Genomic DNA, 13,376 nt, shown 5'->3' with positions numbered 1-13,376 from the left:
TGTGCAAATTTAGTTTAGCTATAATCATCAGTATGCTCTCCAGTATTATTTTGTTTCTGGCATTGCTACTTTATAGCCCCAAATTTAATAGCTGGCTGGTATTACAAGCAGCCAACCTTGTGCCTGAAGTGAGTCTGGAAAAAGCAGATGGCTTACTCTTGGGTAAAATGCATTTATATAATTTAAGCTATCGTACGGAGCAACTGAATATTAATATTCGCGCGACTACCTATCACTATAAACTAGCCAGTTTATTTGCTAACCATATACTCTTTGAATCACTACATATGGCAGGGGTAGATGTCGAAATTAAGGAGCACACTAAGCCTAAAAAGGATAAAAATAACTTTACTGAATTTATGATGCCTGTGACACTGGAAATTCAGGATTTCACACTAAATGAGCTACAAATAAAGCAGCAAAAAGCGACCTATATTGTTAAAAAAATTCATCTCGCTTTATGGTATCAAGGGCAATCCGTACGACTCAGCCAGTTTATTTTAGAGAGTGATATAGCCAAATTAAATGGTACGGCAGAATTACTTGTCAAGGCACAATCCCCCTTTAAAGCGGACCTTATTATAGCCAAGTCAGCCCCCAATTTAGCTGAGATAAAAGCCCATATTTCTGTGCACGGTACTCAGGATAAAATTCACCTGAATGCAGATTTACTAGCGCCAAGCGCAATACATGCACAAGGTTGGATACAGTTAACTGAAGGCGCTCCAAGTTTTGATTTACAAATGCTTTGGGCGACATTGCAATGGCCTTTGCAAAGCACTAAAAAATACGCTAGTAAAAATGCTCAGCTGGATTTAAAAGGCACGACAGATCAATATGATCTGACCTTAGACTCTAAATTATTCATTAAAGATTTACCACTAGGGCAATTGCATTTAGTAGGGCAAGGCGATATGCAGCAGTTTACTTTAAGTAATCTAAGCCTAGAAGCATTACAGGGAAATATAAGCAGTAAAGGACGTATTAGCTGGACCGAAAGTATTGCCAGCGATTTACAGTTAGAAGCCAAAAATCTTCAGTTAACCTCTGTACTACCTGATTACCTAGGTGAATTTAATTTAACGGCCAAACTAACAGGTCGACTCGTTGGAGATCAGGATATTCGTATGCAGATTAGTCACTTGAGTGGCATGATTATGGGCAAGCCATTGAGTGGCACAGCTGACATTCATTATCAACCAGAATTAACCACTATTAAACAGTTAAATGTGCGTGCGGGGACTAATCAACTAGCCATACAAGGAACTTTAGCTGCTAATAATGCCCTGAGTTTTAAATTAATTGCACCCAATTTACATGAATTAAGCCCTGATTTACAAGGGGAATTATTTGCTCACGGAAAATTACAAGGTTTATTAACAAAGCCAAGTATACAATTTGACTTACATTCTGCGGGACTAAGCTTTCAAGAACAAAAAGTCGGCGCACTTCAAGCGAAAGCTAATTTAATCAGTATGGGGATGGGGAAGTTAGATTTAGACATTAAGGCACAACACATTACGCTACTTGGGTTAGAAATAGAAAAACTCACATTAAAAAGTACCGGCCCACTGACACAACATAAGATAACTGCCGAGGTCCTTAGCTCTCAAGGTAAGCTAAAACTTGCTGTAAATGGCACTTTAAAACCACAAGAATCATGGCAAGGTAAGTTAAAGCAATTACAATTGTTGGACAGCTCTATGGGTGATTGGCAGTTAATCCAGATAACCCCTTTAAAATTACTTTTTGCTCAGCAGGATACTGTACAAGTACAAACAAATATGTGCTTAGCACAGCTCACTGGAACAGGACTGTTTTGTATAAATGCCAAACCCGGGCAGCACACTGGTCAAAGAATAAACGGCTCAATAAAACAGCTCGCTTTATCAGTATTTTCTGCATGGATACCAGATAACTTAGAGCTTAATAGCACACTGAATAGCAATTTTTCTTTGTTAAAACAAAATAGTTTACAGGGAGATATTAATATTTACCTTGACCCTGGCTCTATCAAAATAACAAATAAACAATTAGGTTCGAAAACGCTCAATTTTAACGGCGCTCAAGTGAATGCCAAGCTTGACTCCAATCAATTGCAATCTAAAATCTCTGTCGAATTAGATGCAGGAAAACACCTAGATGGGCAAATAAAAATATTAGGGCTAGAACAAATGGCGAAGGCCAAAATTGATGCCAAGCTGAAGATAAAAATTGATAGTCTTAGCTTTTTAAATACACTGATTGCCTCTGTCAGCGACATTAAGGGAAGCCTTAATGCTGATGTTCGTTTACAAGGAGCTTTACCTGCGCCAAATTTAACAGGCACGCAACTGCACCTAAATAAAGTTAAATTTAATCTACCCGATGTGGGCATACAGGTGAGTGACTTAAATATTGCTTTAACTCACGGCCAAAAACAGCAATTATTTTTAACAGGTAGTGCGTATATTGCTGATCAGCCTTTGTTAATTAAAGGGGAACTTGATCATTATGCGAGTGATCAGCTGCAATTTAAAATGACCGCCAAAGGCGATAATTTACAGTTATTAAAATTGCCAGAAATGCAGGCTTGGCTATCACCTAATCTGACTTTTTCTGGCAATAAACAAGGTGTAAAAATCAGAGGTGAAGTGGCAATTCCAAAAGCAACTATTGTTTTTACTTCGTTACCTGAAGGCTCTGTACAGTTGAGCGAGGATGAGGTGATTATCAATCAAAAGAGCAGTCCAGTAAAACCAGTGCCCTACCCTATCGACATGCGTATTTTTATCCAGATGGGAGAGGCTGTTACTATCGAAGGCTTTGGTTTAAAATCACATTTACAGGGGCGCTTACGTGCTGAAATGCAAAATAATGAATTCAAATTATACAATCAACTGGCTTTATTAAATGCCACCTATAAAGCTTATGGTCAGGATTTAACGATTGATAAGGGGCAGTTATTATTTGCTGGTGATGTGCACAACACGGGCGTTAATATTATCGCCTCACGTAAAGCAAGCGACTGGAATGACAAAACTATCGCCTATTTGAGTTTGACAGGTATGCTAACTAAACCCACCTCCTCCGTATACACTAAGCCAGCATTAAACGAGAGCGATGCCTTGGCATACTTGTTAACTGGCGGCCCCCTAGGTAAAAGTACTAGCAGTCATGCCGGCATGTTAGCAAAAGCCGCTTTAGGTTTGGGCGGAGATTATATTGATGCAGTGATAGGTGCTGTCGGTATTGATGAATTAGATATTAAGAGTACAGCTGTCGGGCAAGACTCGATGGTTGTTGGTAAGCGTATAACACCTAACTTAATGATCAGATATATTGTCGATATACTGAGTGCACAAATGCAGTTAGCCGTGGAATATAAATTAAGCAAACATATCAGTATTGAAACCCGCGCTGGCTCAGCACAAAGTGGTGATATTAAATATACTATTGAGTTTGATTAGTACGAAATTATTTCTAAAGAGTACTCACGTTAAACTAAAGACCATTATGTGCATATATCATATCCAAGGAGCAAGAATTCAAAATCATTCTCACTCCATGCTAATTTCACTTGTCTTTAATGCTTACGTATAAGATCTTGATGCTTTTTAGAGATTTCTTCATGTTTTTTAATCAAGAAAAAAACAGCAAAGGCAAGAGCGATAAACCCTAAAATAAAACCGCTTAGCTCATTATTTGCATGTGCTATAAACTCTTCGTTATTCTCTGTAAGAGCGTATTCTGATCCAAAACTTTCAGTGCCTACAGCTTGCACTCCATTGGCTTGCACGCCGCTTATAAACATAAAGTTACTCATTACGAATAGGACTAAAATTATTATTTTTTTCATTACTTGGCTCCATTCATTTAGAAAATACAAAACGCCTCTAAATGAATAAAGCAGAAATTATGCCAGTCCCAACAAGACTTTTAGTTTATGTCATAAAACAACATACAATTCATTGAAATAGTTACAAAAAAACTAAACCATCCATACTCCTAATTCCCCCTAAGCCTTCACCAAGCTAGAGAAAAAGAATTAAGAAATTTTAACTCTCCAGATAATAACTGACATTTTTGACAGCCTGTCATGACAAAAATGTCACAATCTATCAAAAAGCGAGAGTGAGCAAAAAAGCCGATCCGTTATCTTTTTAAATTATCACTAAAATGCGGTTCAATTAATTGATAAACCAACTGATGCATTTTGGGGTTGCCAGCGATAATATTCCCCGATTCCAGATAATTATCATTAAAAGCAAAATCTGTTACTACTCCCCCCGCTTCTTTTACAATTAAAGCGCCTGCTGCAATATCCCATGATTTTAAATCAATTTCCCAGAAGGCATCGAGGCGCCCCATGGCTAAATAAGCTAAATCAATCGCGGCAGATCCGGTGCGGCGAATACCTGAAGTATTAGTACATACGGCTTCAAACATACCTAAATAGGCCTCTAAGTATTTTTGTTGCTGTACTTTAAAAGGAAAACCTGTGCCAATTAACGCGCCTGGCAGATTTGCTTGCTTGGTGACACGAATACGGCGGTTATTGAGCATAGCCCCCCCGCCTCTCGTTGCGGTAAATAAGTCGTTGCGTGAAGGGTCATAAATCACACCAACTTCAAGATGTTTTTTGTGTTTTAAGGCAATAGAAACAGCATAGTGCGGAAACCCATGCAAAAAATTAGTCGTGCCATCTAAAGGGTCAATGATCCAGGTATATTCATTACCTTCACCACCTTCATGTTGGCCGCTTTCTTCACCAAGAATGGCATGATCAGGAAAAGCGCCTCTAATGACTTTAATAATTTCATTCTCGGCTTGGCGATCAACTTCGGTAACGAAATCATGCTGCTCTTTGTTATCAATTTGGATTTGGCTGACATGTTCTGATGCACGAAGAATTATGTCGCCCGCGTTTCTCGCAGCGCGGGTAGCGATAGTGAGCATTGGATGCATAGCTGAATTTATAATGAGCAGTTAGAAAACCGTATAGGATAGCAAAAATTTTGCTAAAATTAATGATTTTTATTCTTGGAGTAAGACTTTGCTAGCAAATATCCGGATTGTATTGGTTGAAACAAGCCATCCAGGCAATATTGGTGCTGTCGCTCGAGCCATGAAAAATATGTGTATGAGCGAGCTATACTTAGTTTCACCAAAAATATTTCCAAGTGCAGATGCAACCTCAAGGGCATCGGGTGCTGATGATATTCTAGCGTCTGCGGTAGTCTGTGATACTTTACAAGAAGCCATTGCCGACTGTCATATAGTGGTTGGAGCCAGTGCCAGATCACGAACAATTACTGTACCTGATGAGTCGCCCAGAGACTGCGCGGAAAGACTCGCTATAGAAGCGCAAGATAAAAAAATTGCAATTTTGTTTGGCCGTGAAAATTCAGGGCTAAAAAATCATGAACTCGATTTATGCCAAACCTTATTATCAATCCCCAGTAACCCCAAATATAGTTCACTAAACTTAGGCTCAGCCGTACAAGTTGTGTGTTATGAGATGATGGTTGCCGCCCAACTCAGTACACCTGAACCAAAAGCCATGGAAGCCCCACTAGCGACCTCAGAGCAAATGGAATCGTTTTACGATCATTTGTATCAAGCCTTAGAAGAAATAGGTTTTATTAACCCTGAGAAATCAACATCGATTATGCGCCGCTTGCGTCGAATTTATCATCGTGCGGCTTTAGATACTAAAGAAATAGATATTTTGCGTGGCATTTTGAAAAAATCTACCGCCTTATTACACCAAAAACATGATTAATTTAATCAAAGAAGATATTGCCTGCGTTTTTGAACGCGACCCTGCAGCACAGACTATTTGGGAAGTCATTTTTGTCTATCCTGGCTTTCATGCCGTTGTGCTACATAGGATAAGCCACCAATTATGGGCTAAAGGCTTTAAGTTTATCGCGCGTGTTATTGCACATGCGGCCCGCTGGTTTACAGGCATAGAAATTCACCCAGGAGCTGTAGTCGGACAGCGTTTCTTTATTGATCATGGCATGGGGGTTGTCATTGGCGAAACTACCATTATTGGTGATGATTGCACTTTATATCATGGCGTAACTTTAGGCGGCACTAGTTGGAATAAAGGTAAGCGCCATCCTACTTTAAAAAATGGCGTGGTCGTAGGCGCTGGCGCTAAAATATTAGGCCCAATAGAAGTAGGTGAAAATGCACGCGTTGGCTCTAATTCTGTGGTTTTAAAAGCAGTCCCTGATGGCGCGACAGTCGTTGGGATACCTGGTCATGTCGTCGGTGCTAAAGATAAGAAAGTGACTGAGATTGCCAATAAAATGGGCTTTGATGCCTATGGTACAACCGTTGACTCTCCTGACCCAGTGGCTTATTCGATTAACCATATGCTAGAACATATCCAAGCGATGGATAAGCAAATGTGTGCAATGAAGCAAGCCATGAAACAGGCAGGAATAGAATGCACAAGTGAAATACTCTCTAAGCTAGACGACTGTGAGCTTGATAAATAAATGCCTTAATAGCAGCGGCTCATGAAAGATAAATAAGAAAAATAGTGTTTTTGTAGATGCGCACAATACTTGACTATTTTACTAGGTCTTTGTATTATAATCGCCAATTCACTTATTTTTTATAGGATAATATTGTGCGCTTAACTACTAAAGGACGTTATGCAGTAACGGCTATGCTGGATTTGGCCTTCCATAGTCAAATAAAACCCGTCACATTAACGGATATTGCCACTCGCCAAACAATTTCTCTTTCTTATCTAGAACAATTGTTTTCACGCTTACGCCGTGCCGGAATGGTTACTGGTGTTAGGGGGCCCGGTGGCGGCTATAAACTCAGCAAAGAAACCAACGAAATCAGCATTTCTGACATTATCCTAGCCGTTGATGAGCAAGTCGATTTAACCAATTGTGAAAGCAAAGGAAACTGTCAAAATGATGGCCCCTGTTTAACCCATGACCTATGGATGGGTTTAAGTAATACCGTACGTAATTATTTAGATGGCATTACTTTAGGTGAGTTACTCGCTCAAGAAGATGTGCGCGCAGTTGCCCAGCGTCAGGATAACGATATTGCGCAAACTATACATTTTAAAGATACGACAACTGTCGGCATGGCTCTTAAATAACGATAAATATGATCTATTTTGATCATAATGCAACGACCCCTATAGATGAACGGGTATTGCAGACAATGCTACCATTTTTAACACATTATTATGGTAATCCATCGAGCCTATATAAACTAGCACGCCTTTCACGCAGTGCAATTGATACAGCGCGCGAACAAGTTGCTCAGTTAGTGCATGCACGGCCTGAACAAGTGATTTTCACTAGCGGCGGAACAGAAGCGAATAACTTAGCGCTAAAAGGAACACAGCATAACACCAAATTACTAACCTCAGCATTTGAACACCCTTCTATCTTAGAGTCGGAGCGCACTGAGCGAGTTAGCATTAATAGCCAAGGCTATATTGATCAGCTTGATCTACAAGTAAAATTAAACCAAGCTTTTGATTTAGCTTCTTTTATGTTGGTTAATAATGAAACGGGCGTGATTCAGGATATTGCTAGTTTAAGTTCATTAGTCAAAGGCAAAGGTCATTTAATGCATACCGACGCAGTACAAGCTGCCGGCAAAATTCCTGTTGACTTTCAAGCCTTAGGCGTTGATTTAATGTCAATTTCTAGCCATAAAATTTATGGCCCTAAAGGGTGTGGGGCGTTAATTGGTGCTTTAGAGCATATAACTAAGCCCTTATTGACTGGCGGTGGACAAGAGTCAGGTTTGCGCTCGGGCACAGAAAATGTTGCTGCCATTGTTGGCTTTGGAAAAGCAGCAGAATTAGCTTATTTAGAATTAGAAAAACGACAAGCCCATTGCCTACAATTAAGGCTGTATTTAGAACAACAATTACTCGAGCTGCCTGGCCTATGCATATTTGCTCCGGCAAGCCAGCGCATAGCTAATACGGTACAATTTGGCATAGAGCACTGCATCGGTGAAATGGTCTTAATGCAGTTAGATAAAAAGAATATTGCAGTTTCTAGTGGTTCGGCCTGTGCCAGCAATGAGCCTGCTGTTAGCCATGTTTTATCCGCTATGGACATAGAAAAATCTATCGCTCAATCAGCAATCAGAGTAAGCTTAGGTAAAGACAATACGCAACAAGAGATAGATACTTTTGTGCAAATATTAAAACACATTATAAAGCAAGCAAGGTAAACAAATGGCAGTGGTATTAACAGAAAGTGCAGCAAAACAAATTCAGAAACAAATTGAAAAACGCGGAAAAGGCTTAGGTTTGAAGTTAGGCATCAAAACGTCAGGTTGTTCAGGTTTTGCCTATACCATTGACTATGCCGATGAATTACAAAGCGGCGAATCTGTTTTTGAAACATTTGGCGTTAAAGTCATTGTCGCAGATGAGAACCTTGCCGCCTTAGACGGCTTAGTGTTAGATTATGCCAAAGAAGGGATTAATGAAGCCTTTAAATTTAATAACCCTAATGTAAAAGGCACTTGTGGCTGCGGTGAAAGCTTTTCTGTTTAGGAAGTGAATGTACTAGCCTTACCTTCCGCGAGAATAGTTTTAATCACAAAATACCATGATTTAAAATTGCTTCCGCAAAAGATAGAAAAATAGGCGATCACATCGCCTTTCTTTTCCTCCTACAATATTCCTTGACAATAGCCGCTTAGTTTAGCGACACTAAGTATTAAAACTCATAATACTTATTTTTTATATGGATATTAAACCTAAAATCCTTGTTGTCGATGATGAACGATTTTATATCAATGTTCTCGTTGAATTACTACAAAATGACTACCAATTATATATAGCAAAAAGTGGTGAACAAGCTCTAAAAAGGATTGCAGATAACCCTCCTGACTTGATTTTACTGGATATTATGATGCCTGAAATGGACGGCTATCAAACCTGTCAAAAAATCAAACAATACCCTCTTTGGGCTGACATCCCTATTATCTTCTTAACAGGAAAAACAGATCCCGACTCAGAAGCGCAAGCTTTTGACTATGGTGCAGTAGATTTTATTAGCAAACCTATCGCTGCTTCAACCGTAAAAGCTCGCATCAAAACGCATTTATCTCTTTTACTGGCCCGACAAACGCTAGAAACACAAAATCTATTACTCGAACAAAAAGTTCGTGCACGTACACATGAAATTGAGCTAACTCAAGACGCCGCTATTTATAGTTTAAGTATGCTGGCCGAGGCAAGAGATAAGGAAACAGGCGAACATATTCAACGCACTCAATTATTCGTACAAAGTTTGGCTAAAAAACTACAATCGCAGCCTAAATTTTCGGCTATTCTTGATGATAAAACGATTGAACTACTCTATAAATCAGCACCGTTACATGATATAGGTAAAATTGCTGTGCCGGATCATATCCTTAAGAAGCCTGGAAAACTGACAGCAGAAGAACAGCTAGAAATGCAAAAACACACTATTTACGGGGGTGATGCTCTAAAAATTGCGGAAAAACGCTCAGGAAGCTCTTCTTTTCTCAAGTTTGCACGAGAAATTGCATATTCACACCAAGAAAAGTGGGATGGAAGTGGCTATCCTGAAGGCTTAAAAGGTGAGCAAATTCCTATTAGTGCTCGATTAATGGCCGTGGCTGATGTGTATGATGCACTCGTTAATAAACGCATTTACAAACCTGCTTTTAGTCATCAAGAGGCGGTAGACTATATTACACAAGAAAAAGGGAAACATTTTGACCCTGATATGGTTGATGCCTTCATTCAAATTGAAGCTGAATTTGCACGCATTACACTACAGTGCAATAAAGGCTTAGCAGGTTAGTCATGCTATTACCCATAATGAAAAAATGGAGTTTATATTTTTTTACCCTTTTATTTTCTAGCCTTTTATGGTCTGCCCCCCCGCCAGCATTAGACCTAACAACCGAAGAACAAACGTGGTTAGCCAAGCATCCGATAATAAAGGTAGGAGCTGATCAAAATTGGCCCCCTTTTGATTATGTTAATAGCACTAAAAAGCACCAAGGTATTGCCTCTGATTATTTGCAGATAATGTCAGATATGCTCGGAGTACAGTTTGAAGTTACCGCTAATATCTGGATAAAAGTACTCAATAGCGTGAAAACGCAAGAACTGGATATGTTGGCGTGTGCTGCCAATACGCAAGAAAGGCGAGAATACTTTAACTTTACAGCACCTTATATTGCAATTGATACTGTATTCGTTAGCCGTGAAGGTACCCCTGCCATTTATTCATTAACTGATTTAGAAGGCAAAACAGTTGCCTTGCCTAAAGGAACGTATATTCATGAGTTACTAAAAAATAAAGCGCAAGGCGTTAAATTTAACTTTGTTACATCTAATAAAGATGCTTTACAAGCATTATCCTTAGGTAAGGCAGATGCCTATGTAGGTAATCTTGCCGTAGTCAGTTATTTTATGGAACAAGATTTATTGACTAATATTAGAATAGATAACCGCCTTCCTACCGAAAAATCAAAATTAGCTTTTGCCATTCGCAAGGACTGGCCGGAGTTGCAATCTATACTAAATAAAGCCTTACTTCACATCCCTAGTGAAACGAGACAAAAAATTACTAGGAAGTGGATTAAATTCAATGATCAAGAGAATAAGGTTTTACCGTTAGCATTAAGTGCACAAGACAAAGACTGGCTAAATGCACACCCTACTCTCCGTATCGGCATAGATCCCGCTTGGCCTCCGATTGAATATATAGACTTTGAAACTAAAAAATACCAAGGCATTGTCTCCGACTATGTTGCTTATATAGAGAAGGTTTTATCTGTCAACATGTCTTATAACCCGGCTTTAACATGGGCACAGAGCATTGAAAAAGTCAAACACGGGGAGCTTGATGTCTTACCTGCCGTATCAAAAACACCTGAACGTGAGAAGTACCTGAACTTTACACGGCCTTACTTATCCTTTCCTTATGTTATTTTTACTCGAGATGATGCACTGCTCGTTACTAGCTTAGATGAGTTAGTTAATAAAACTATCGTAGTTGAAAGAAATTATGCAAGTCATGAGCTATTAAAAAATAATTATCCAAAAATAGCCTTAATACTTGTAGATAATACTCAACAGGCTTTATCCACTTTATCTTTAGGCCGGGCGGATGCCTATGTGGGCAACTTAGCCACAACCAGCCATATTCTACTACAAACAGGCACGACAAATATAAAAGTTGCTGCACCGACCCCCTTTAATAATGACCTCGCTTTTGCCGTACGCAAAGACTGGCCTGAATTGGTTAAAGTGATACAGCAAGCTTTAGATACAATAAGCCCACAAAAGAGCAATGCCTTTAAAAAGAAATGGTTTTCTATTCGCTATGAACACGCAGTTGATTATACTTTGGTTTGGCGGGTCATTGCCCTTACCCTATTGGTGATCACAATATTCAGCCTTTGGTTATGGCAGCTAGGTAAACAAAAAGAAGCGCTTAGAGTCAGTGAAGAGCGCTTCCAATTAGCGATGAATGCCTCTAATGAAGGTTTGTGGGATTGGAATATAGAAAAATCTGAAACCTATTTCAGCCCTGCTTATGCCGAAATGTTGGGCTATACACCGAATGAACTTAATCAAACACAGTTAAAATTAAAAAATTTTTTACACCCCAAAGATAAGTATCTTCTTGGTGTATTAGAAAAAGCCATAACGACTAAGGGGAAAAAATATGAGCATGAGTTTAGATTAAAACATAAGCTAGGACATTATATTGATATTCATTTTATTGGCTCTGTTGTCGCTACTGATACACAGGATAAGCCAATACGAGTTGTTGGTACATTACAAAATATTACTGAGCGTAAAAAAATAAAAACAGCTCTGGAGCAACAAAAGTTTGCTTTAGATGCAGCATCACTTGTGACCATCTGTGACCTCCAAGGAAAAATTACTTATGTGAATGATAGTTTTTGCCATATATCAGGGTATAGTCGCGAAGAAGTATTAGGTAAGAACCATAGAATTATAAAGTCAGGCTTACATCCAAAATCTTTTTGGGCGGATATGTTCAAGCAAGCCTCTAAAGGAAAGCCTTGGCGCGGTGAAATATGTAATAGAGCTAAAAATGGCTCGCTCTATTGGGTAGACAGTACTGTTATTGGACTACGGAATAGCCAGGGTGAACTAGAACAATATATTGCGATTCGCTCAGATATTACTGAACGTAAAAAAGCGGAACATGAGTTACAAGAAAGTGAACGACGTTTTAGTTCCCTCGTACATAATATTCCAGGTATATTTTATCAATATGAATTTGATAAAAAATGGTCCCTTTCATTTATTACAGATGTTGTCGAATCTATTACCGGTTATTCAGCGCGCGAATTCACCAGTAACAAATGTAATTTTACTGATCTTACCCACCTTGATGACAAATTGACGGTTTTGGCATGTACTACAGCTGCGCTTAAACAACACCAATCTTATACTCTTGAATATCGTATTATCCATAAAGATCAATCTATTCGATGGATTCATGAACAAGGCATGCCTATTTATGACGATAAAAACCAACCTCTTTATCTGCAGGGAGCTATTTTTGATATTACTAAAAACAAACAAACAGAAATTGAGTTAGAGAAAGCAAAGCAACTTGCTGAGCAAGCAAGTCAATTTAAAAGTGACTTTTTATCTAATATGAGTCATGAAATCCGCACTCCTATGAATGCTATTATTGGCTTAGGTTACTTAACATTAAAAACTGATTTGAACCCCCAGCAACGCGACTATGTGAGTAAAATTAAAAATGCTAGTCAGTCATTATTAAACCTAATTAATGATATCTTAGATTTCTCAAAAATTGAAGCCGATAAATTACATTTAGAGTCCGTTAGTTTCCAGCTAGAAACTATTTTTGAACATTTAGCTGATTTATTTCAGTTGACTATTGAGGAAAAAAACTTAGAGCTAATTTTTGATGTCAGCCCTAAAATACCGGCTACATTAATAGGTGATCCTACTCGATTAGGGCAAATTTTAACTAATCTATGCAGTAATGCCATTAAATTTACTGATCATGGAGAAATTACCGTGACTGTTATGCCTGTTGATATCTCTGAGCATAAAGCCATTTTAAAATTTTCAGTCATAGATACAGGTTGTGGTATTGCCACTCATCAGAAAAATCAGCTATTTGAGTCTTTTTTTCGTAACTTCTCATTATCCACAGGCAGCGGCCGCACGGATGACTTCCGATAACGGAGGAATATCGCCTATACCCAATAAGCGATCTTTCAAATAATCCCAAAATGATAAGTCATGCTTTCGACAGGTCTTTTTTAGACTGGCAAAAGTATCTCTGGCTTTCCGTCCTGCATCACTTCGGGTGCTTCCACTGATTTTT

Annotated in this window: 10 protein-coding genes and 1 pseudogene; 8 read left to right on the top strand and 3 right to left on the bottom strand. The window is 38.8% G+C overall.

What is annotated here, in order from left to right:
- Positions 1-32 precede the first annotated feature (32 nt).
- Entirely contained in the window at positions 33-3,449 is a 3,417-nt protein-coding gene (locus tag BQ7314_RS11535; protein ID WP_174483841.1) for a translocation/assembly module TamB domain-containing protein, read from the top strand.
- A 116-nt stretch (positions 3,450-3,565) separates the two neighbouring features.
- Here the strand turns inward: BQ7314_RS11535 and BQ7314_RS11530 are convergent, their stop codons facing one another.
- Entirely contained in the window at positions 3,566-3,838 is a 273-nt protein-coding gene (locus tag BQ7314_RS11530; protein WP_174483840.1) for a hypothetical protein, read from the bottom strand.
- A gap of 296 nt (positions 3,839-4,134) precedes the next feature.
- Complete coding sequence (locus BQ7314_RS11525; RefSeq protein WP_174483839.1) at positions 4,135-4,947, bottom strand: inositol monophosphatase family protein; 813 nt, start codon at positions 4,945-4,947, stop codon at positions 4,135-4,137.
- 88 nt (positions 4,948-5,035) lie between these two features.
- On the opposite strand from BQ7314_RS11525, the gene BQ7314_RS11520 reads away from it, so the two are divergent.
- From BQ7314_RS11520 to BQ7314_RS11490, 7 genes are all read left to right on the top strand, one after another.
- The gene (locus BQ7314_RS11520; RefSeq protein ID WP_174483838.1) at positions 5,036-5,764 is read left to right on the top strand and encodes an RNA methyltransferase; all 729 of its coding nucleotides are present in this window, start codon (positions 5,036-5,038) and stop codon (positions 5,762-5,764) included.
- Positions 5,757-6,491, top strand: a complete 735-nt coding sequence (gene cysE, locus BQ7314_RS11515) for a serine O-acetyltransferase (RefSeq protein ID WP_174483837.1) — start codon at positions 5,757-5,759, stop codon at positions 6,489-6,491. The genes BQ7314_RS11520 and cysE overlap by 8 nt, the downstream gene beginning before the upstream one ends.
- 134 nt (positions 6,492-6,625) lie before the next feature.
- A complete protein-coding gene (locus BQ7314_RS11510; protein ID WP_174483836.1) occupies positions 6,626-7,117 on the top strand; it encodes an Rrf2 family transcriptional regulator in 492 nt (163 codons plus the stop codon).
- A gap of 8 nt (positions 7,118-7,125) precedes the next feature.
- On the top strand, positions 7,126-8,214 hold the full coding sequence (locus BQ7314_RS11505; protein WP_174483835.1) for a cysteine desulfurase family protein: 1,089 nt from the start codon (positions 7,126-7,128) through the stop codon (positions 8,212-8,214).
- A gap of 4 nt (positions 8,215-8,218) precedes the next feature.
- Positions 8,219-8,542 carry a HesB/IscA family protein gene (locus tag BQ7314_RS11500; RefSeq protein WP_174483834.1) on the top strand — a complete coding sequence of 108 codons (324 nt, stop codon included), beginning with the start codon at positions 8,219-8,221 and terminating at the stop codon, positions 8,540-8,542.
- A gap of 193 nt (positions 8,543-8,735) precedes the next feature.
- The gene (locus BQ7314_RS11495; protein ID WP_174483833.1) at positions 8,736-9,824 is read left to right on the top strand and encodes a response regulator; all 1,089 of its coding nucleotides are present in this window, start codon (positions 8,736-8,738) and stop codon (positions 9,822-9,824) included.
- Positions 9,825-9,826: 2 nt separating this feature from the next.
- Complete coding sequence (locus BQ7314_RS11490; RefSeq protein WP_174483832.1) at positions 9,827-13,231, top strand: transporter substrate-binding domain-containing protein; 3,405 nt, start codon at positions 9,827-9,829, stop codon at positions 13,229-13,231.
- Here BQ7314_RS11490 and BQ7314_RS11485 read toward each other — a convergent pair.
- Positions 13,193-13,376: pseudogene (locus tag BQ7314_RS11485) on the bottom strand (IS66 family transposase); the annotation flags it as partial. The gene BQ7314_RS11490 and the pseudogene BQ7314_RS11485 sit on opposite strands and share 39 nt — an antisense overlap.

The organism is methanotrophic endosymbiont of Bathymodiolus puteoserpentis (Logatchev), assembly GCF_900128525.1.
Classification (GTDB): domain Bacteria; phylum Pseudomonadota; class Gammaproteobacteria; order Methylococcales; family Methylomonadaceae; genus Methyloprofundus.
This window is presented reverse-complemented; position numbering and strand designations above follow the sequence as displayed.

What these genes read in the sequence shown, in the direction of transcription:
- BQ7314_RS11500 (WP_174483834.1), top strand. Translation starts at nt 8,219, where the DNA reads ATGGCAGTGGTATTAACAGAAAGTGCAGCAAAACAAATTCAGAAACAA.
- BQ7314_RS11505 (WP_174483835.1), top strand. Translation starts at nt 7,126, where the DNA reads ATGATCTATTTTGATCATAATGCAACGACCCCTATAGATGAACGGGTA.
- BQ7314_RS11490 (WP_174483832.1), top strand. Translation starts at nt 9,827, where the DNA reads ATGCTATTACCCATAATGAAAAAATGGAGTTTATATTTTTTTACCCTT.
- BQ7314_RS11530 (WP_174483840.1), bottom strand. Translation starts at nt 3,838, where the DNA reads ATGAAAAAAATAATAATTTTAGTCCTATTCGTAATGAGTAACTTTATG.
- BQ7314_RS11525 (WP_174483839.1), bottom strand. Translation starts at nt 4,947, where the DNA reads ATGCATCCAATGCTCACTATCGCTACCCGCGCTGCGAGAAACGCGGGC.
- BQ7314_RS11535 (WP_174483841.1), top strand. Translation starts at nt 33, where the DNA reads ATGCTCTCCAGTATTATTTTGTTTCTGGCATTGCTACTTTATAGCCCC.
- cysE (WP_174483837.1), top strand. Translation starts at nt 5,757, where the DNA reads ATGATTAATTTAATCAAAGAAGATATTGCCTGCGTTTTTGAACGCGAC.
- BQ7314_RS11495 (WP_174483833.1), top strand. Translation starts at nt 8,736, where the DNA reads ATGGATATTAAACCTAAAATCCTTGTTGTCGATGATGAACGATTTTAT.